A 19,673-nucleotide genomic window follows, 5' to 3' on the forward strand; every position below is an offset into this window, starting at 1 on the left:
CTTTGACTATACTCTAGAATACTTTGGATCAAATTTCAGCTTCCCTACTCCGTATAGGTAAAGTACTTTTGAATACCTCAACATCACCGGAAGCAGAAGTAAATTGGTAACCACAACTGTAACTCCATAAACCCACATTTCAGGATCATTGAAAACATAATTCAATACGATTAGCACGTTGATGACCAAGGCGACCGAGAAAGCATAACTGATGTACATAGCGCCATAAAAAAAATCAGGCTCCGGTGTCAATACCGCTTCACAATGTGGACATTTATGGTGCACATCAGTTAACCTGTTGTAACTGAAAATCGACGTCGGAAAAATATTCCCTTCCCTGCATCTTGGACATTTTCCCTGAAGAATAGCTGATCCGAGACTTTTTTCTTTCATAATCAATTTGCTTAACCGGTGTAAAGATAGCCAAAAACGGGGTAAGTCCGGTGATCAAAATCACTCATTGACTTTGAATAATCCTTAAAAAGGGAACAGGTATTGATTTTGCCTTAAATTTGTGTTAAGTCAGTCAGATAAACCAAAAAAGAAATCATTTTAGCTTTGCAGATAAATTTTGTCAATCTGATTTTTAAAGGTTTATTAAATTCAAATACTTTCTACCATGAAAAAAATATACTTCATTGTGCCTTTCCTGTTTTGCCTGGCCAATCACTCCCTTGCTCAAGAAATAAACAAAGACAGTGTAAAGCAGGAAAAATCAATCCTTGACAGTTTGTTTTTGGCAGAAACTGAGGAAGTCCAATCCACCGAAAAACCAAAAGTCCTTCACGCCGAACCTTTGTATATTGACTTGATCCGAGATCTTGGCGCAAGAAAAGGCGAAAAAGAATGGAATATCGGGATGGGAATGACGGACAAAAGAGGCTTTGACGAATTTGAGGCTTTGATCGAATACGAATGGGCAGTCATTGACAGGTTAGGGTTGGAAATTGAATTGCCTGCTACTTTTTATTCCGGCAGATCTTCACTTCCTCCCAATGTAGAAAAACCCTCCAATAGGTTGGAATCTTTGAAATTAGCCACCCAATGGTCATTTCTTGTTTCAGAAAAAGCAAAAACCACCCTTGCACTAGGATACCTCCATGAATTCAAGCTAGCGGATCTCAATCAATGGGGAGAAGAGAATCTGTATAAGGGAAATGTTTTCAATCCGTTTTTTGTAGCTGCGAAGCGGTGGGGAAGGAACTTCCACACGTTGATTTATACCGGACCAAAAATAACACAGGTGTTTGAAGGAACGACTGAAGCTAGATTTGACATCAATACAAATTTCCATTATATGTTATCCGGAACAAGGAATTTTGTAGGAATAGAAATCAATAAAGAAATCCAAAACGGTCAAATGACTGCCGTCCTCAGGCCACAGATGCGGGTCGGATTTGCCGAAAATTTTCTGATAGGCATCGTCTCAGGAATCCCGATCAATAGAGAAACCCAAGGCTTGAGCTCTTTTGTGAGGATCATCTATGAACCGCACTAAAACCCACTAATCAAAAAGAGCCTTTGGGAAATCCCAAAGGCTCTTTATATATATTGAGAATTTACGATTTCATGCCACTAACAATAAAAATCCGGAGTGAGGTACAATTGTAGAGGCTATGGACTGTCGACTGTGGTCTGATTTTCTTATTCCTCCATCCATTCGTCAAGCTCATAATCCTTGCCTTTACCCCATCTCAGCAATTCCTCAATGGTATAAACCTCGGTGGTATCCATGTCCTTGACTTTGAAATTATCCCCTGACAAGCGGGCCAAAATCTCCAATTTTCTTTTTTCTCCCATATTCGAAAAAGAATACACCCTTCCTACCCTAAGATTATCCAATGCAATGGCCATGATGCTTACTCTATTTGAAGGTTAGTGATTTTTTTGATCGGACCGGGACAGTATTTTTCATGGCAGGCTATACAGTAATTGTACACGATTTTGTACTTGGAGACTTTCAGTTCATACGGTCCAAGGCCCAATTGCCGGAGTGATTCAAGGTATCCGATCGCCATTTGGTCAAATATGGCATCCTTTACTTTTGGATCAGTCGCTGTTGCCGTCAATATGGCCTGATGCTTTTCAAGGTAAGATTTGATAGTCTCCTTTTTTTCCAAAGAAATCTTCATCTCCTCCATATCAAGGTACATTTCCCGCATCAATAACGCCAAAGGTGCATCCTGTTTGGGTTGTGTAACAGGAACAGTTTTTACTTGTTCTTTCGCCTTTTCCTTACAGGAAAAAAGAGAAACCACTAAAAGAATGAAGTAACAACACTTTTTAAGCATTCTCCTTGATAATGACGCCGACAGCCTCAAAAGCATATTCTTGTCTTGACTCAGTAATCTTTTCGATTTCTTCTTTGGATTTGCCTGCATCCTGTGCATAGTGCCTCAAAGTCTCCACATCAGTTACTTTTTTGGTAGCAATGCCTTCGATGACGACCTGATATCCGCTAGAATTCAATGGGACGAAAAATCCATAATCTTTGAAAGTGACACGCATGGTTTGACCGTTAGGCAAATCAATTGTCATCCAACATCCTTTTTTGGAACAGACTTCTTTGATTTGACCGACAACTTTGCCTTGGAATTCGTCCTTAGATTCAAGTTCCGTTACCAATTCTACCAAAGTCACCACACCTGTGTCATTGATATCTGCACCAAATTTTCCTGCGGCAGTTTCTGATTTAGCTTCCTCAGCGGCAGGCACAGCGACTTCTGTTCCTTTCTGCTGGCAAGAAAAACCCGCCAATACGATCATCAAAGTATAAATGAATGTCTTTTTCATAGTGAGTATTGTTTTCCCAAAACTAAATAGGAGTGAAATCTAATCCAATACTTAATTTCAATCAATTACTTCAATTTTTCAGCAAAAGCTTTTTTGAACTTCTCCATTTTTGGACGGATGACAAACTGGCAATAAGGTTGGCCTCCATTTTCTTTGAAATAATTCTGATGGTAATCCTCCGCCACGTAGAAGTTACTGAATGCGGTGATTTCTGTTACTATCGGTCTGCTGAAAGCCCCGGATTCATCCAATTTCTTTTTGAAAAACTCTGCTTTTTGCTTTTGGTCTTCGGACTGATAAAATACCGCAGAGCGGTATTGTGGTCCGACATCAGCGCCTTGTCTATTCAATGTAGTCGGATCGTGTGTGGCCCAAAAGATCTCCAAAACTTCCTCAAAGGAAATCTCCTTTGGATCAAAAACCACCTGGATGACTTCCGCATGGCCCGTCGTGCCGGAAGTTACCTGTCTGTAAGTAGGATTGTCCACATGGCCTCCACTGTATCCTGAAAGCACTTTTTTGACACCTATCAGATCCTGATAAATTGCCTCTGTACACCAAAAGCAACCCCCTCCCAAAATGGCTACTTCAAGTCCCTCTTCTACTTTTATGGTTGTCTTTGGTAAATTTTGCATGGATTTTTCGTTTTTGTTTGGCGCTTGCGCACAGGCCATCGTCGCCAAAATGCTGAAGCAGAAAATAAAAGATACTAATTTCATTTTTTTCGATTTTGATTCTTTAACACCATCCGGGCCGGTGAAGTTTAAAATTTAGCTTTGATTCTCACTTCTCCTTTTGGAATTCCTTCTGTAGAAATGGGGAGTTGGTTTTGGGTCACTTCAATTTTTCCTGTTTTATAAAGAATCATCATTTCTTCCAAGACCTCATCCATAAAATGTTCCCAAGATTGAGGATAGATCCATTTGACCACTTCCGAAGGGCAAAAACTTTCCTCTTTTTTAATCCTGCACATCTCTAAGATGGCAACTGCCAGAATATTGGAGTTATCAGGTTTGGTGAAATTAGCCATGGTCAAAGATTGGAGGCGGAATTTTATATTTATTTACAGCCTAGCGGAAATTAAATATTGTTCAATCCTGCTAAAAAAACAATGCGATAGTCCCACAAGAATGATAAAAAAGCAAAAGCCTATTCCTTATTTGCCGTCAAAAAAGGAATAGGCCTTAAAATGAATTCCCGAGAAGCAAAATCTATTGCTCGCAGACCAAAATAAAGGTCGGGGGAAAATTCTTAAACATCAGGTGGCTTTTGATTTCCTCAAAGTATCTTCCAAACTGAAATTTGAGCAGGTAGGAATAGCAGATCTGGATCAGCTTTCCGTTTTCCACGATGTTTTCTTTACACTTTTTATAGATCTGTTCGCGGGAAGGTTTAGGGATCAACGTCAATGGAAGTGAGGAAAGGATCAAATCCGCCTTTTTGCCACCCAGGTATTGGTCTATATTTTCTGCAGAATCACAGATTATTTTTACATTTTTTTGCGGAAATATTTTTTCAAGATTGTTACAAAACGGCTTGTTGATTTCAAAAACCAACAAGACTGCATCCGCATCCATTCTTTCTACGATACCGTGTGTGATACTTCCATCTCCTCCTCCAAGCTCAACGATCAGCTTGGCGCCTTTGAAGTCGGCGTAGGATAACATTTTATTTACCAATGATTTAGAACTAAAAGTAACAGCACCTGTAGTTGAAAGATTTGTAAAAAGCTCTTTGAGCAAAGCTCCCTTATTGTTCATAGATTTTGTTTAATTGCGCAAGATATGAATTTTAGAAAATTTATATTTGTAATCGCACCCTAATAAATAAGTTTCGCAAAAGAAAGTATGTCTTCCTCGCAGACCCAGATCAGATCGACCTTTTTATTGAATCTCAAACTCAATTTTATCAATTTTTGGAAGTTGGCAGTTCCGTTTTTACTTTTCTTCTTGATCTTGAGGCTGATAGAAGTATGGGCAGTTTTCAGCATCCACAGTTTGGAGTATTCCAAAACCCAGGTTACGCTCATGGGATGGGTTTACGACCTCGAATGGGTATTTTATATTTTAGGTTTTCTCTTGATTTTGAATACTATTTTGGGGATGATTTATCCTTCGACGGCGAAGGTCCTGGTAAAAATCACGCTCACTTTGCTAATTATTCTACAAGGCGGACTTCTTTTCTATTTTACCAAAATGCTGCTGCCACTTGGGACCGATTTGTATGCTTATTCGCTCAATGATATTTTCCTGACTGTCAAAGCTTCCGGAGAACTGAATCTATTCAATATTTTGGCCATCCTGTTTGTATTGGTTTTTGTTTATGTTTTGCTCGGATTGGGAAAATGGATTCCCTTAAAATATCATTCAGCCGTCTTTTTGACAGTGGTCTGCTACGGTTACCTGATCGGAATAGGCATTGCCAAAAATACCCAAAAGGAGCAGGCTGCTGAACTTGAAAGAAATCTGATGGCCAATAAGTCTTCTTATTTTTATGACCAATCTTACAATTACTTCACTTCCAACGAATACCTATATTTTGACTTTTTCCTTGCTTCTGCCAATTCAGGAGATAGACTTGTCAGCAAAGATCTTACCGAAACCAATTATCCTTTTTTGCATTCCAATGATTATCCGGATGTATTGGGTCCATATTTTGATGAATTTGACACTTTGCCTGATATCGTATTTGTGATTGTGGAAGGTCTTGGTAAAGCGTATTCAGGCGAAGATGCTTATTTAGGAAGCTTTACGCCGTTTTTGGATTCTTTGAGCGAGCATTCGCTGTATTGGAAAAATGGCCTCTCGACGACGGGAAGAACATTTGGTGTATTGACAGGAATGTTTGGTTCTTTGCCTTTTGCCCAAAAAGGGTTTATGGACCAGGCACCCAATCTGCCCTTGCACCACACGCTACTTTCTTTGCTGAAAACCAACGGGTATTTTACCAATTTCCATATCGGTGCAGACAAGAACTTTGACAACGTCAATTATTTCCTTCAATACCAACAGGTAGACAGGATTTTGGATATGACTTCCTTCGATTCGGATTTTGAGGAAACACCTTCCAAATCAGGCTTTTCTTGGGGTTACCCGGACAAAGCCATGTTTGAAAACGGAATGAGAAAACTACCTGTGAACTCCGGGCAGCCCCAAGTCAGCATTTTTCAGACCCAGACTTCGCACGATCCTTTCCTTATTCCTGATGAGGAAAAATACCTGGCGATGTTTGAAAAATACATCCAAAATGACCTTATGTCTCTGCCTTTGACAACAGGGGAGTATAGAAAATATAAAAACATGTACGCCAGCATCCTCTATGTGGACGAGGCGATCAAGGAGTTTTTCCAAGCCTATCAAAAACTGCCTAATTATGAAAACACGGTTTTCATCATCACAGGAGACCACAGGCTTCCCGAAATTCCCCTTGCCACCACCATTGACAGGTTTCATGTGCCCATCATGATTTTTTCGCCCAAACTCAACCGTCCCAAAAGAATGCATGGCGTCACCAGCCATTTTGAAATTACCCCGACTATCCTGAGTCTGTTGGAAAACAGGTTTGACCTGGACTTGCCATCCAAAGTGGCATGGAAAGGATATGTGATGGATACTTCATCGACTTTTCAATCCAAAATCTCCAATCCTTTGATGAGGAATAAAAATCAGTTGGTCGATTATATCAGTGGGGAATATGTTTTGGCAGACAACCAGCTTTACCAACTATATGACAATATGGGAATGGAACCGGTCACCGATGTAGCAATGAAAGAAAAACTGCTGACCGAGCTCGCTACTTATAAAAATTCCAATCGATTTGCGACCGAAAACAACCGAATTCTACCCGATTCATTGGCAGTATATATTCCAAAAAACTAATTTTCTACTTTTCTGGTTTCATTTCGCTGATAGGTATCCTTCAGAATATTACCCATCATTGGATAATAGAAATTCCAAAAGAAACTGTTCCTCTGGGAATAATCCTCAGCGTGTAAAAACATCCTCCAGAGTTTTTCAATCCCATAAAAGTCATAAGAACTTCCTGACACAGGGTTGTCGGCAAAATCTCCACAAAAGTAATAGAACTTTCCCTGGCCGTTTTTCTTTACCACTACCGCCGGAAAATACCTGGGAAGTCCCATTTCACCCAATTTTTTGATCCCGTCTTCTGTTGGGGCAAGATCATAATAAGAGACCACTTCATAATCCCTGCTTACAAAAATGATATCAATCCAATAGGGGTATTTCACAATCTCGGGGACACCATAAGTCTGTTGGCTTTTTAGACTGGAAACGATTTCAGGAACAACTTTCTTAATTTCGATTTCTTCTTTTAGGATTTCGATCTGACCATTTTCATGCAAAAAAACCATTGCAGGACCTGAAAAGTCCCATGCTTGTTGATGTTGGCGCTTATAGCCCGATACCAGCCATGGAGGCAAATCATTATTCAGCATGGTATCCAATTCGTCAAAATACCGCGCTATCCAACCGGTCCATTTGATCCCTGCCAAATTCTCAAAATCCTTTCGGACTTCTTTTTTTGTAGGGCTGGCTATGGTGTTGAATTCGCTGATGATGTCAATTTCCTTCTTGTAGGCTTTTTCCAAAAAAGCTATGTCGTCCTTGTCCATTCCGCCATAAATCTTCTTGGAATGGGTTTGGATAGGTTTTTCTTTCAGGTCATTTTCATAGACGCCATACGTATCCGCAAAATAAACCAATTGAGACTCATCAAGGGTCTTTTGGGTTTGAATTTCGGACTGGCCAGACAAATCGTTGATTTTGTAGTCTTCTATTTTCTCACCGGGAAAAAACCCAAAGTAATCTTTCGATGCATTATAGATAGACCCTTCATTTTTGGTAAACTTAAAATGATTAAGCAACCAATGGATGGATTGGTGTTCCTGGTAATTTTGGTTAGGGACAGTTTTGTCAATCACCACCACTCCCAAACTAACTGCAGGCAACAAATACCATATCAACATACTAATCAAAGGAATGACAATAAAAATAAAGGCAACCACCAAAAATCCACGGAAGAAAATCCGGAATTCGATTGGAAGATATTTACCAAGAATATTTGCCATTAGAATCTGAATTCAGTACCGATAGAAATGTTGAGGTTGTTTCGGAATTGTTGTTCGGAGATTTCATCCCTTGAGTATCCTACAAATCCAAAACCCATCCACCTGGATGTCCAGAGATGCTGATAGCCGATCCTTGCTCTGTAGGAATTGAGCAATTGGGATTGGAAATCGCGGGTTTCTTCATCCGGGGAAACTCCTGTTGATAGCTGGATACTGAAAAAGTCTTCAGGTCCATTGAAATAATATCTGGTCTGAAAATTGGCACTTGTCGAAGATCCGTCTTTTCCCGGGATAAAGTTGAGTCGGAGGTTGAGCCACCAGTTGCTGATGTATTTTCCGGCAGAACCTGTGATGATGTGTGTGGCGTCAGAAAATTGCAAAAATCTATATCCTGCCTCTAATTCATAGGCTTTGGGTAAGTTCCAAAAAACACTTGTTCCAAATCTGAACTTTGGAAAAAATGAAGCTTGGGAATAACCCACATTGAAATAGCCATATTTGTTCTTGCCCAATGAAGGAAAAGCATCCAGCTCCGCTTGGGTTCCTCTTCCGTCAAATCTCTCAGAATGGGTGACCCTCGCAATCAACGATCCTGTTAAATCGGTGTGCGTCCGGCCATAGACCGAATAAGTATTCCACGGACTGAGGTCGCCGTAAAAGTAATCGTAATCATAAGTAGCACCTACGGCATTGGTTCGCGTCTTTCTTCGGAGGGTTTCAATGTATCCCAGTAATCCTTCTGTTTTGGGTGCTTTCGCGAAAACCTCGTTTGCGATTTTCATCGCTGATTTATAGTCTTCCTTGTAATAATAGAGCCTGGATGACCGATATTTCAAAGGCATGGATTGGGGCCCGATTTTTTCAAGTCCCATTTTGATCACAGCTTCTGCCCTTTCGTAATTTTCGCTCCAAAACAAATCATCGATATAAGCAATATAGGCATCTTCGTAAGTAGGACTGGCTATCAAAGCCTTTTCAAAATAGATGGCGGCAGAATCGTATTTTCCATCCCAGGCATAGGACCTTCCCATCAAAATCAAAACATCCCCATATTCCGGATATTTTCCCAAAACTTTGGAAAGGATAACCCTTCCTTCTTGTCTTTTACCTTCCAAAATCAGCTTTCGGGCATCTTGATAAAGCACGTCCGGGTCAAAAGTTTCCTGCGCCCATCCGGTTTTGGGCAGGACTATTGCCAAAAACAAAAAACCATAAAAAAACAGCGTTGCATATTTCCTCATATCCGTGTCAATTAAGCGGAATAGGTGATTCGATTTTTTTCTTATCCTCGGCTTTTTTGAAACCTGTGCGGATCATTTCTCCCCATCCTCCTTTGCCTTTGATAAAGTGCCAATGTCCTTTCAGACCCCAAAGCACGATTTTGGGATGGATCAGAAATGGCTCCAACAAGACTGTTTTCATCAATTTGTTGAGGTCAGACCTGTCTTTGTAATTATTGTAAGCCACGCCTTCAAATAAAATACTGAAGGATGAAATCATGACAGAAAAAACGTACATCAACCCAAAAAGTCCCACAAAATACAAAGCACTGATGTCACCCGTGATAATCATCAAAAGTGTATACAGGAATCCCATCATCTCTATGATTGGCCCACCTTTTTCAAACACAGACCAATAGGGATACGAAACCAAACCCAAAACCCCATATTTGGGATTCAATTTAACTTTTTGGTGGAGCTGAAGCGTTTCGATTGTCCCGCGCATCCACCTGTTGCGCTGCTTGGAAAGGATATTTTCGGACTCCGGCACTTCTGTCCAGCATAATGGATCAGGCACAAAGCCAACTTTGTACTTTTGACCTGTTTCTTCCATATATCTCCGCATCCTGACGACAAGTTCCATGTCCTCACCCACGGTCTTTGGGAAATATCCCCCCACTTTCAAAACCAATTCTTTGTTGAAAAAACCAAAAGCGCCCGAAATAAGCATCAACCCATTGATCCTGGTCCAAGCCATTCTTCCCATCAAAAAAGCGCGGAAATATTCAATTACCTGAAATCTCCCCAAGAGGGTTTCCGGAACTCTGTATTCTGTCACTGTCCCGTCTTTTACCTGACAATTATTGGCCACACCGATCACACCTCCTACCGCGATTACTTTGCGGTTGGTTTCTTCCATAAATGGCCTCACCATTCTCGTCAAAGAATCACTGGACAGGATACAATCCACATCGATACAGGCCAAAATTTCATTGGCTGCCAAGTTGATACCAGCGTTGAGGGCATCGGCTTTGCCTCCGTTTTCTTTGTCTACCAAAGTCAGCTTGGCATAAGAAGGGTTTGTTGATTTGTAAACCCCACGGATTTTTCCGGTCTCTACATATTTATGGTAAGCATAATTGGTCTTGACCAAGCCAAAACTTTCAATCATCTTATCAAGAGTATCGTCTTTGGAACCATCATTGACAATAATCACTTCGAATTTTCCGTAATGTAGGGTCAGGAGACTTTTGGCGTTTTGGACTATATTTTGCCCTTCATTGTATGCCGGCGCAATGACCGATATACTTGGCGTGACCGGGCTTGTGATGACATCTTTGTAATCCGCAAACTTGTTTTTTTTCAGGTGATCGCGCATTTCCAATGTGGAAAGGACAGTCATGATCAGGTAAAAAGAAATGATTGAAAAACTGTATACCAAGAACAGTATCCCAAAAACCTCGATCAATATGTCCAAAAGTAAATTATACATGGCTCAAAACAGGATCCGTAAGGTGGTTGAAAATCTGGTATACTTCCATGTCATCCGCTTGACGCGTCCACTCTCCCAAGACATCGGGATTGAGGACATTCAATGCCTGCATCACGGCTTTTTTGGATTCAAAGTCCAGACCGTTTTTTAGTTTTTCCAGCAAAATCACTTCTGAAATAGGGTTTCCGATATTCTGCAATACCCCCACAATTCCTAGAAACAAACCCTTGTCGGCGGTGGACAAATCGCGGTGGAGATGGTTGAGGCAATCTTGGTAGCTGAACACATCAAAGCATTTGATCATCTCCAATTTTTCCGGGATGGTGGCATTTTTGTATTTATTTATCAATATTTCTAGCAGTTCAAAAAGCCCAAGATACCTGACGAGTTTGTATCCAAAAACCCTCACAGATTCATTTTTGGATTCAAACAATAAATCAACCCTCACTTTTTCCTGGCTGTTGTTGATAAATTTGATGATTCTGAAATAGACCATTTGCTGCCATCTCGACAAAGGAAAATCCTGGTCGACAAGGACTTTCAGTTCGGGATCGTTGGAAATATTCAAAAGGGTAGCGACGGCATTGGACCGCACATAAAAGTTTTCTGATTTGGCAAATTTCTCCACCTTCTCTACTGCTTCCACGACATCCATTTCATTGATTTCGACAATCCCGGAGGTGATCACATCCCATTTTTTTGAGGAAAGCTTTTGGATGGAATGGGCGTCCAAACCGAGTTTTCGGTAGATAGTCTTGAGCTTGGTTTTGAATTCCCCCTTCATATTTTTGTTGAGACTGATGATTTCCATGATCATCACGTCTTTGAAAAGGTTGTTTTTAAGATGGTCGACCGGAAAAAAGCTTTCAAACTTCTTTCTGTCAAAAGATTGCAGTTCCTCTAAAGAATGCTCAAAAAGTAAATTGGAAACAGGTTCTAAACTCAGTTCCTTAAATTTCACGGTGAGGGAGTCTCTTTTCTTTTTTCGTTTTTTGACCACATACATGATGGTGACCAAGATGATCGAAGCCACCAAAAACAAAACCAAGGTCGCAACAAGCAGCAACATCTTGGTGTCACTCAGTATTTTGGTTTGTAATTCATAATAAGGAGAAAAATTAACATTGGAAGCCAAAATATGAAGCTCCCCTTCCTCAAAACCATTGGATGTGGAGGAAACATCGGAAGGCAAAAGTTCATTACGGCTGAGGTTATCCAAAAATTCATGGATGGCCTCTTTCTCGGACTTTTGGTCGAAAAGCAAAAATGCAAGATCCGCTTTCTTTCCCGAAGCTGAAAAAATGGTGTCCCTAAGGTGGGCAGCACTTCTAAAATCCACAAGCGTATCCGAAACCCACAAACCGTTATGATCCGGCTGGGTCAATGAAAAAATGCTGAGATCCTTCTCATTTTCTTTGACTTCCAATATAAAGGAAAGACCGGGAATTTCGCCGGAGACCTCAAATAGTTTGGACTCTACCTGCAAACTAAGGGAATCCTGAGCGCGAAGGTTGCCAAGCTGAAAAATCAGAAACAAAAATAATGAACCGACCTTAAAAAAACGCCTTCTATGTGATTCATCCATCCATTTGAATTATTGAATTAATCTCCGAACACGCACTGCGAGCTCATTTGGATTAAATGGTTTTGGGACAAAATCAGATACGCCGAGATTAAAAGCTTCCATGACAGTAGCTTCTTCTTCTCCTAGAGAACTCAAAACAATAATTGGCACTTTCGGATAAACCTTCTTAGCGTGGTTGATGATTTCGATGCCGGTTTTGAAAGGAATCATGACATCAGTAATGATCAGGTCTGGCTCAGAGGCATCGATCGCATCCATTCCTGTCAAGCCATCTTCGGCAGTGGTGACATGGTAGCCATCCTTTTTAAGTCTAAAGTTCAATAGACTGGATATCAGTCTATCATCCTCGATGATTAGGATATTCTTCATTTTATTCAATCTTTTGGGTGATAAGAGATTTAAATATAGAAGTAAAAAAAACAAAAAAACAAGGCTCCAAACACCCGAAAAATTGAAATTATTTTAGGAAAAAATACAATGGGATTAAAATGTATTACATAAAAAAATATTTGCCGTTCCTAACCGTTTATGGGTTTCAAAAAAAATAAATTTTTTTTGAAAAAATTTCTTTTGTTAGCTTACAAACTGATTAAATCCAACATTTCAAGCAAACCATATGATTATGAGCCCTAAGATTCAGGTATTCAAAAGTATATTGGTATTGGTTTTTTTTCTTTCTTTTCAATATACAAAGGCGCAAAGCGATCCAAGTGGGGAAAAGAGGGTGACTGGTACAATTGCCATCAAGAATGCCACCATCACCACAGCACCTGGAAAAACCATTCAAAACGGTACGATTCTGATTAAAAACGGCCTGATAGAGGCGGTCGGGACCAATATCACCATTCCCAAAGAGGCCCAGGTTATCTCTGCTGATTCCTTATTTATCTATCCGGGATTTATCGACGGAGCAAGTACTGCAGGGGTAGGCAAAGCTCCTGAACCTGAAAAGCCCTCTGATTACAATCCTGCCAACCCTCCCGACGATATTGCCGGGATTACGCCTTGGAGGAATGTAATCGATATCTATGACAATAAAAACAACCAAATCAATGATTGGAGGAAAAGTGGATTTACCATCGCCCAATTGATCCCCGAAGGTGGAATGATGCCGGGAAAAACCGCAATAGTCCTTTTTGGAAATCCTTCCTCCACCAATATTTTATCCCAAAACTCAGCGCTAGTTGTAAAATTCCAAGCTGCTAGAGGAGGTGGAAGAATCTATCCGGGAACTCCGCTAGGAATCATGGCTAAATTCAGGGATGTATATAAAAATGCCGAATTGGCCTCCCGCCACGGTAAACTTTTTGCCTCCAACAACGGTCTCAACAGACCTGAAATAAACAAGACCTACGAAGCCATGTATCCCGTGGTTGATAAAAATATCCCGGTACTGTTTGAAGCAAACGATGACATCGAAATCAGAAGAGCGCTTTCGCTTCAAAAAGAAAATGGGTTCAGGTTGATTTTATCAGGTGTCTCAAGTGTGGAGAAAGTCACTAACGAAATCAAGGCTGCAAATGCCCAAGTATTGCTTTCCATGAAATTGCCTGATGATAAAGTGACCAAAGCCAAAATGGAAGAATTGTCTGAAGAAATGCAGGCAAGAACCAAAAGGGTACAAGAAGCTTATCAAAGTACATTGAAGCAAGCGGCATTTTTGGAGGCGGCTGGAATCCCATTCGGCTTTACTTCTATGGGTGCCAAAAGCGGGGATACTTTCAAGAATCTTCGCCTCATGGTTGAAAATGGACTAACGGAAAATGGAGCTTTGGCTGCGCTTACCATAAACAACGCCAATATTTTGGGTATCCAAAAGTTTGCCGGCACATTGGAAAAGGGAAAATCTGCCAATATGGTTATTTTAACCGCTCCATTGTTGGATGAAGAAACTCAGGTCAAACATGTAGTAGCTGATGGGTTTATGTTTGATTACGAAATCAAAGAAAAGAAAAACGGTAACGGCGAAAAGAACGGTACCAATGGGGCAGTCGCTATTGATGGTTTTTGGGAATATACATCTGATACGCCGGCCGGAAGTTCGTCCGGAACTTTAGAAATCAAAAAAGAAGGAGATTCCTACAAAGGAACCATCACCTATGACAACCCTGCAGGAGGAGGCCAAGCAAGTTCTGAAATGAAAAACATCAACCTTTCGGGTTCTAATTTGACTTTTTCATTTGATGTGGCTGCAGGTGGAATGTCTTTGGTAGTGAATGTGAGCGGAGAAGTAAGCGGAGATCAAATTTCCGGAAACCTCTCTCTGGCAGAATACGGAAGCTTTCCGATGAATGCTACCAAGAAACCAAAATCATTTTAATCGCTAATCACCGAAAATCATGAAAAAGATAATCTATATAATAGCAGCTATATTGGTGATGGGCTGGAATTCAGCAAATTCCCAAACCCAAAAAGGGTCTGTATTAATCAAAAATGCTACTGTTTTGACAGTTACCAAAGGCATCTTGGAAGACACTGATGTCCTTGTTGAAAACGGCATCATCAAAAAAATAGGAAAAGGACTTACTGCTTCGAATGTCACTACCATTGATGCAAAAGGAAAATATGTAATGCCCGGAATCATTGATGCCCATTCTCATGTAGCCTTAGATGCTGTCAATGAAGGTACTGCACCGATTACCTCAGAAGTAAGGATGGCGGATGTGATTGACCCTTACGATATCGGTTTGTACCGGGCACTCGCCGGTGGGGTGACTGTTTCGCACGCGATGCATGGTTCGGCCAATGCCATTGGAGGACAAAACATCACACTCAAACACCGGTATGGTTCAGGCAATCCCGATGACTTGATCATGAAAGATGCCGCTAGAACCATCAAATTCGCCTTAGGTGAAAATCCAACAAGAGTTCATGGAAGAGGAAATGGGATTCAACCAAGATCAAGAATGGGTGTCGAGGCTGTAATCAGAAACGGTTTCAACGATGCGATTCAATACAAAAAAACCTGGGAAACCTACAACAATGCACTGAAAGTAAAAGGAGCAACGCCTGTTCCCCCAAAATACAGTGAACGTCTCCAAACCTTAGTGGATATTTTGGACGGGAAAATCATCATCCATTGTCATTCCTACAGGGCAGATGAAATCTACATGCTCATCAATGTCTGTAGAGAATTTGGTATCACCAACATCGTGTTTTCCCATGTCAATGAAGGATTTAAAGTAGCCCCTGAATTGGCGGCTTATACAATGGGTGCTTCGGTTTTTGCAGATTGGTGGGCGTACAAATTTGAGGTGTATTATTCCACGGCATTCAATGCCGCTATATTGACCCAAAACGGAGTCATCACTTCTATCAATTCAGATTCAGGAGAATTGATCCGTCACCTGTACCACGAAGCCGGAAAAGCACAACGCTACGGCGAATTGACAGACGAGCAAACCTTGGCCCTGATCACCATCAATCCTGCCAAACAACTTGGAATTGCGGACAAGGTAGGTTCCATCGAAGAAGGCAAACAGGCTGATCTGGTCATTTTCAACGATCATCCACTTTCAGTTTATGCTATCCCTCAGATGACTTTTGTGGATGGTGTCAAATATTTTGACATCAATGAGGATCCTAATGACATGAGATTGAGGGTAGCAGCAACAGAATCCATTGAACCCATATTCCTTAAAGAACATGATCACAAGTGTATGCATGGGGTAGATTTCTTCTTTACCAATTTTGGTAGAAGCTTATTTGACCACGAACACTAAAATCTAAATGGAAGATCAAAACATACTGAAGATGAAGAAGATAAATCAGATCATATTTACAGTCGCTTTATTGGTTCTCCCCTTTTTGGCCAATGCCCAATTTGACGGAGAATTTATCAAGCCTAGAAACGGCAGATTTTTACTGCAAAACGCAACCATTGTCACTGTTACCAAAGGCAATATCGAAAATGGAAGCGTGCTCATATCAAATGGAAAAATCGAAGCTGTAGGAAAAAACATTCCTGCTGGAGATGCTGAGGTGATAGATTGTACCGGATATTTTATCTATCCGGGATTGTTTGATGGAGGAAGCCGACTTGGATTGGTCGAAGTCAATTCTGTACCTGAAACACAGGATTACGCAGAAATCGGTCAGGTAACACCAAACATGCAGGCGCTTGTGGCCGTCAACCCCAACTCTGTAGCGATTCCCGTAACACGGGTAAGCGGAGTCACTACTACTTTGGCCACTCCTTCTGGAGGTCTATTTCCCGGAACAGCGGCCTTGATCAACCTCAACGGCTATACTGCAGACCAAATGTATGCAGGTTTTAAGGGTGTTGTCCTGAATTTTCCTTCCTCCGCCCGTCGCAGTACTTGGGACAGAAGAAGTGATGAGGACATCAAAAAAGAAGCTGAAAAAGCTGAAAAAACCCTCAATGAAATCTGGGAGAGGGCGGTTACTTTTAATCAATTGAAAAAAGCCGATGCCGCCCTGGATTATTATCCTGAGATGGAACAATTGGCAAAAGTTGTTGCGGGAGAATTACCTCTCTTGGTAGAAGTAAATGCCGCATCAGATATCACTTTAGCAATAGAGTGGATCCAATCCAAAAATGTAAAGGCTATCCTTACCGGAGTGGCTGAAGGTTGGAGAGTGGCTGACAAAATCGCTGCCTCCAAGATCCCTGTTATCACTGGACCGATGCTTTCTATCCCTACAAGGAATTCTGACCGTTTTGATGCAGCCTATACCAATCCCGGCAAAATGGCCAAAGCAGGTGTTAAAGTGGTCATTCGCTCCAATGATGCAGAAAACACAAGAAACCTTCCTTTCAATGCGGGTTTTGCTGCGGCTTATGGTATGGGCAAAGAAGAAGCCTTGAAAGCCGTCACGATCAATGCTGCCGAAGTATTCGGTGTTGCTGATCGAATGGGTTCCATTGAGCAGGGAAAAGATGCAACGCTGTTTGTCTCCACGGGAGATCCTTTTGAAACCAAAACCCAAATCCGCCATGTATTCATAGATGGATACAGGGTACCGATGAGCAACAGACATATCAAACTGTATCAGGAATTTTTACAGAGATCACCTGGACTTGTCGAAAATTGATTTGATCCAAAATCAAACCGCAGCCCAAAAAGCTGCGGTTTATTTTTTTTATAACTTGTTGAAAATAGAGATATCCAATTGTCCTGGTATCCGTAAGAATGTTGAATCATAAACCATAAAAAAATGATAGTAAGTACTACACCAAGTCTGGAGGGATATAAAATTACTGCCTACCTCGGCATTGTTTCAGGCGAAACCATTATCGGCGCCAATGTTTTTAAAGATTTCTTTGCCAGCATCACCGATATCGTAGGCGGCAGGTCAGGTGCATATGAGCAGGTATTACGGGAGGCAAAAGCCACTGCCATGTCCGAAATGGAAATGCAGGCAAGGGCTTTTGGCGCAACCGGAATAGTGGGGATCGACTTGGATTATGAGACCATCAGGGAAGGAATGCTGATGGTGACCGTAGCAGGCACAGCGGTCAAAATTGAGAAAATCTTTTAATTCACTATTTCAATTTTCCCTGAACTCACTTCGCAAAAGCCCAAGGTGGGATATAAGTATTTCCAGAAGAGGCTTTAAGAGAAGTTTCCGCATTCAATCCTGTTGCTTTAGCAAACAACTGACCGGATGACAAGGTAGCTTTTCTTAAAGCCTTTACTTTTTGACAATCAGATTTTAGACCAAATAAAAAAGCAGCCCTCTCAAAAATTCTTTCGAAAGGCTAAATGGATAAGTCTGTTTACCTCATTGCCTTATCTAGTCGACCATAAACATATTCTAGACTACACCGGAAAATATTTCTCATCGTTCTTGCATATCCGGCAATTCACTTATTTATTTGCATTGTCCTTTCACTTTTTGTGTGGGGATTTATAAAGAAGAGGTAAGAGACAGGCTCTGTGACCCTCTGGCAACCAGGAAAATCCAAGGTGCCAAATCCTGCCAGGTAAAATTTATTTCCTGGAAATATAAATTCTTAACATCATGGATCAATTCCTTTTCAAACATCCCTTCGTTTTAAGATACACGCCATCAGTTTTGGGTGAAATTTTGTGCACCTTTCCGTATTCGGAACTAATTTTTTTCTTTTACCAAACCAAAAGGTTTAAATTTAATCCTTTCAAGATCTATAATTTTTAACAACACCATAAACCAGAGATACCATGTCAAATTATCGTTTCGAAACATTGCAATTGCACGCCGGACAGGTTCCAGATCCTACCACCAATTCCCGCGCGGTGCCCATTTACCAGACAACATCATATGTGTTCAATTCCGCTGAACACGGGGCCAACCTTTTTGCCCTAAAAGAATTCGGAAACATCTATACAAGGATCATGAATCCTACCACGGATGTGTTTGAGCAACGCATTGCTGCATTGGAAGGTGGCGTAGCCGCTTTGGCAACCGCATCCGGACAGGCCGCACAATTCCTTGCGCTCAACAATATCCTTCAGGCGGGAGAAAATTTCGTTTCCACTTCTTTCCTCTACGGAGGTACTTACAACCAATTTAAAGTAGCATTCAAAAGAATCGGCATTGAAGCACGATTTGCCAAAGGCAATGACCCGAAGGAATTTGAAAAACTGATTGATGAGAAGACAAAAGCCATCTATCTGGAGACTATCGGTAATCCTGAATTCAACATCCCGGATTTTGAAGCTATTGCCGCCATGGCAAAAAAACATGACCTGCCTGTCATCGTGGACAATACCTTTGGCGCCGGCGGCTACTTGTTTCAGCCATTGAAGCATGGTGCCAATATCGTCACCGCTTCCGCCACCAAATGGATCGGCGGACATGGTACTTCTATTGGAGGAGTAATCGTCGACGGGGGAAATTACAATTGGGGCAACGGAAAATATCCTCAATTCACAGAACCATCCGAAGGTTATCACGGAATGAAATTTTGGGAAGTATTCGGAGAAAACAACCCATTGGGACTTCCAAACATGGCCTTTATCATCCGTGCAAGGACTGAAGGTCTGAGAGATTTTGGACCGGCATTGAGCCCTTTCAACTCTTTCTTATTAATTCAGGGATTAGAGACTTTATCCCTGAGGGTCCAAAGGACAGTAGACAATGCACTCGCCATCGCGCAATGGCTAGAGGCCCATCCTAAAGTGCAAAAGGTGAATTATCCGGGTTTGAAATCTTCTCCTTACCATGAACTTGCCAAGAAATACCTGAGAAATGGTTTCGGTGGGGTTTTGAGTTTTGAACTGAAAGGTGACAAAGAAAGCACCTCCAACTTTATCAACAACCTCAAATTGATCTCCCACCTTGCCAATGTCGGTGATGCCAAAACATTGATCATCCAACCTGCTGCGACGACGCATCAGCAGTTGAGTGAAACTGAACAAGCCGCTGCGGGTGTCACCCCTACCCTTTTGAGGATTTCATTGGGTATTGAGCATATTGAAGATATCAAAGCCGATTTAGAACACGCTTTCAACAGTTAAAAAAATTCAGGAAAACCTGAGAAGAATTCCA

General features: G+C 41.2%; 19 protein-coding genes and 1 riboswitch. Of the genes, 7 read left to right on the top strand and 12 right to left on the bottom strand.

What is annotated here, in order from left to right; genetic code table 11:
* Positions 1 to 6: 6 nt before the first annotated feature.
* Complete coding sequence (locus DQW11_RS05180; protein ID WP_113922897.1) at positions 7 to 393, bottom strand: DUF983 domain-containing protein; 387 nt, start codon at positions 391 to 393, stop codon at positions 7 to 9.
* A gap of 226 nt (positions 394 to 619) precedes the next feature.
* On the opposite strand from DQW11_RS05180, the gene DQW11_RS05185 reads away from it, so the two are divergent.
* Positions 620 to 1,498, top strand: coding sequence for an HAEPLYID family protein (locus DQW11_RS05185; RefSeq protein WP_113922898.1), 879 nt, complete (start codon positions 620 to 622; stop codon positions 1,496 to 1,498).
* Positions 1,499 to 1,644: 146 nt separating this feature from the next.
* On the opposite strand, the gene DQW11_RS05190 is transcribed toward DQW11_RS05185, so the two are convergent.
* The 6 genes from DQW11_RS05190 to DQW11_RS05215 all read right to left on the bottom strand — a co-directional run bounded on the left by DQW11_RS05190 (position 1,645) and on the right by DQW11_RS05215 (position 4,553).
* Entirely contained in the window at positions 1,645 to 1,854 is a 210-nt protein-coding gene (locus DQW11_RS05190) for a hypothetical protein (protein ID WP_113922899.1), read from the bottom strand.
* A gap of 5 nt (positions 1,855 to 1,859) precedes the next feature.
* Complete coding sequence (locus DQW11_RS05195; protein WP_113922900.1) at positions 1,860 to 2,291, bottom strand: hypothetical protein; 432 nt, start codon at positions 2,289 to 2,291, stop codon at positions 1,860 to 1,862.
* A complete protein-coding gene (locus DQW11_RS05200) occupies positions 2,284 to 2,793 on the bottom strand; it encodes a DUF4920 domain-containing protein (RefSeq protein ID WP_113922901.1) in 510 nt (169 codons plus the stop codon). The genes DQW11_RS05195 and DQW11_RS05200 overlap by 8 nt, the downstream gene beginning before the upstream one ends.
* A gap of 65 nt (positions 2,794 to 2,858) precedes the next feature.
* Positions 2,859 to 3,512 (bottom strand): peptide-methionine (S)-S-oxide reductase MsrA, encoded by a 654-nt coding sequence (msrA, locus tag DQW11_RS05205; protein WP_113922902.1) that lies wholly within the window; start codon positions 3,510 to 3,512, stop codon positions 2,859 to 2,861.
* A 44-nt stretch (positions 3,513 to 3,556) separates the two neighbouring features.
* Positions 3,557 to 3,823: a DUF3253 domain-containing protein gene (locus DQW11_RS05210; RefSeq protein ID WP_113922903.1), complete on the bottom strand. Its 267-nt coding sequence runs from the start codon at positions 3,821 to 3,823 to the stop codon at positions 3,557 to 3,559.
* Positions 3,824 to 4,004: 181 nt separating this feature from the next.
* Entirely contained in the window at positions 4,005 to 4,553 is a 549-nt protein-coding gene (locus DQW11_RS05215) for a class I SAM-dependent methyltransferase (protein ID WP_113922904.1), read from the bottom strand.
* Positions 4,554 to 4,640: 87 nt separating this feature from the next.
* On the opposite strand from DQW11_RS05215, the gene DQW11_RS05220 reads away from it, so the two are divergent.
* On the top strand, positions 4,641 to 6,671 hold the full coding sequence (locus DQW11_RS05220; protein WP_113922905.1) for an LTA synthase family protein: 2,031 nt from the start codon (positions 4,641 to 4,643) through the stop codon (positions 6,669 to 6,671).
* Here DQW11_RS05220 and DQW11_RS05225 read toward each other — a convergent pair.
* Genes DQW11_RS05225 through DQW11_RS05245 form a run of 5 tightly spaced genes read right to left on the bottom strand, consistent with a single transcriptional unit; the run spans position 6,668 to position 12,548 of the window.
* On the bottom strand, positions 6,668 to 7,882 hold the full coding sequence (locus tag DQW11_RS05225) for a hypothetical protein (protein ID WP_113922906.1): 1,215 nt from the start codon (positions 7,880 to 7,882) through the stop codon (positions 6,668 to 6,670). The two genes, DQW11_RS05220 and DQW11_RS05225, sit on opposite strands and share 4 nt — an antisense overlap.
* Complete coding sequence (locus DQW11_RS05230; RefSeq protein WP_113922907.1) at positions 7,882 to 9,123, bottom strand: YaiO family outer membrane beta-barrel protein; 1,242 nt, start codon at positions 9,121 to 9,123, stop codon at positions 7,882 to 7,884. Before DQW11_RS05230 ends, DQW11_RS05225 begins: the two co-directional genes overlap by 1 nt.
* A 7-nt stretch (positions 9,124 to 9,130) precedes the next feature.
* Entirely contained in the window at positions 9,131 to 10,594 is a 1,464-nt protein-coding gene (locus tag DQW11_RS05235; RefSeq protein WP_113922908.1) for a glycosyltransferase family 2 protein, read from the bottom strand.
* Positions 10,587 to 12,179: a hypothetical protein gene (locus tag DQW11_RS05240; RefSeq protein ID WP_113922909.1), complete on the bottom strand. Its 1,593-nt coding sequence runs from the start codon at positions 12,177 to 12,179 to the stop codon at positions 10,587 to 10,589. The genes DQW11_RS05235 and DQW11_RS05240 overlap by 8 nt, the downstream gene beginning before the upstream one ends.
* Positions 12,180 to 12,188: 9 nt before the next feature.
* Positions 12,189 to 12,548 carry a response regulator transcription factor gene (locus DQW11_RS05245; RefSeq protein WP_113922910.1) on the bottom strand — a complete coding sequence of 120 codons (360 nt, stop codon included), beginning with the start codon at positions 12,546 to 12,548 and terminating at the stop codon, positions 12,189 to 12,191.
* A 253-nt stretch (positions 12,549 to 12,801) separates the two neighbouring features.
* Here DQW11_RS05245 and DQW11_RS05250 point away from each other — a divergent pair, with 253 nt between their 5' ends.
* The 5 genes from DQW11_RS05250 to DQW11_RS05270 all read left to right on the top strand — a co-directional run bounded on the left by DQW11_RS05250 (position 12,802) and on the right by DQW11_RS05270 (position 19,642).
* Positions 12,802 to 14,499 (top strand): amidohydrolase family protein, encoded by a 1,698-nt coding sequence (locus tag DQW11_RS05250; protein ID WP_232826681.1) that lies wholly within the window; start codon positions 12,802 to 12,804, stop codon positions 14,497 to 14,499.
* Between the two features lie 19 nt (positions 14,500 to 14,518).
* Complete coding sequence (locus DQW11_RS05255) at positions 14,519 to 15,901, top strand: amidohydrolase family protein (RefSeq protein WP_113922912.1); 1,383 nt, start codon at positions 14,519 to 14,521, stop codon at positions 15,899 to 15,901.
* Positions 15,902 to 15,932: 31 nt separating this feature from the next.
* Entirely contained in the window at positions 15,933 to 17,234 is a 1,302-nt protein-coding gene (locus DQW11_RS05260; protein ID WP_113923227.1) for an amidohydrolase family protein, read from the top strand.
* A 123-nt stretch (positions 17,235 to 17,357) separates the two neighbouring features.
* On the top strand, positions 17,358 to 17,681 hold the full coding sequence (locus DQW11_RS05265; RefSeq protein WP_113922913.1) for a YbjQ family protein: 324 nt from the start codon (positions 17,358 to 17,360) through the stop codon (positions 17,679 to 17,681).
* A 366-nt stretch (positions 17,682 to 18,047) separates the two neighbouring features.
* A riboswitch (SAM riboswitch) is annotated at positions 18,048 to 18,155 on the top strand.
* A gap of 188 nt (positions 18,156 to 18,343) precedes the next feature.
* Positions 18,344 to 19,642: an O-acetylhomoserine aminocarboxypropyltransferase/cysteine synthase family protein gene (locus DQW11_RS05270; RefSeq protein WP_113922914.1), complete on the top strand. Its 1,299-nt coding sequence runs from the start codon at positions 18,344 to 18,346 to the stop codon at positions 19,640 to 19,642.
* Positions 19,643 to 19,673 lie beyond the last annotated feature (31 nt).

The organism is Cognataquiflexum aquatile (assembly GCF_003316845.1).
Classification (GTDB): domain Bacteria; phylum Bacteroidota; class Bacteroidia; order Cytophagales; family Cyclobacteriaceae; genus Cognataquiflexum; species Cognataquiflexum aquatile.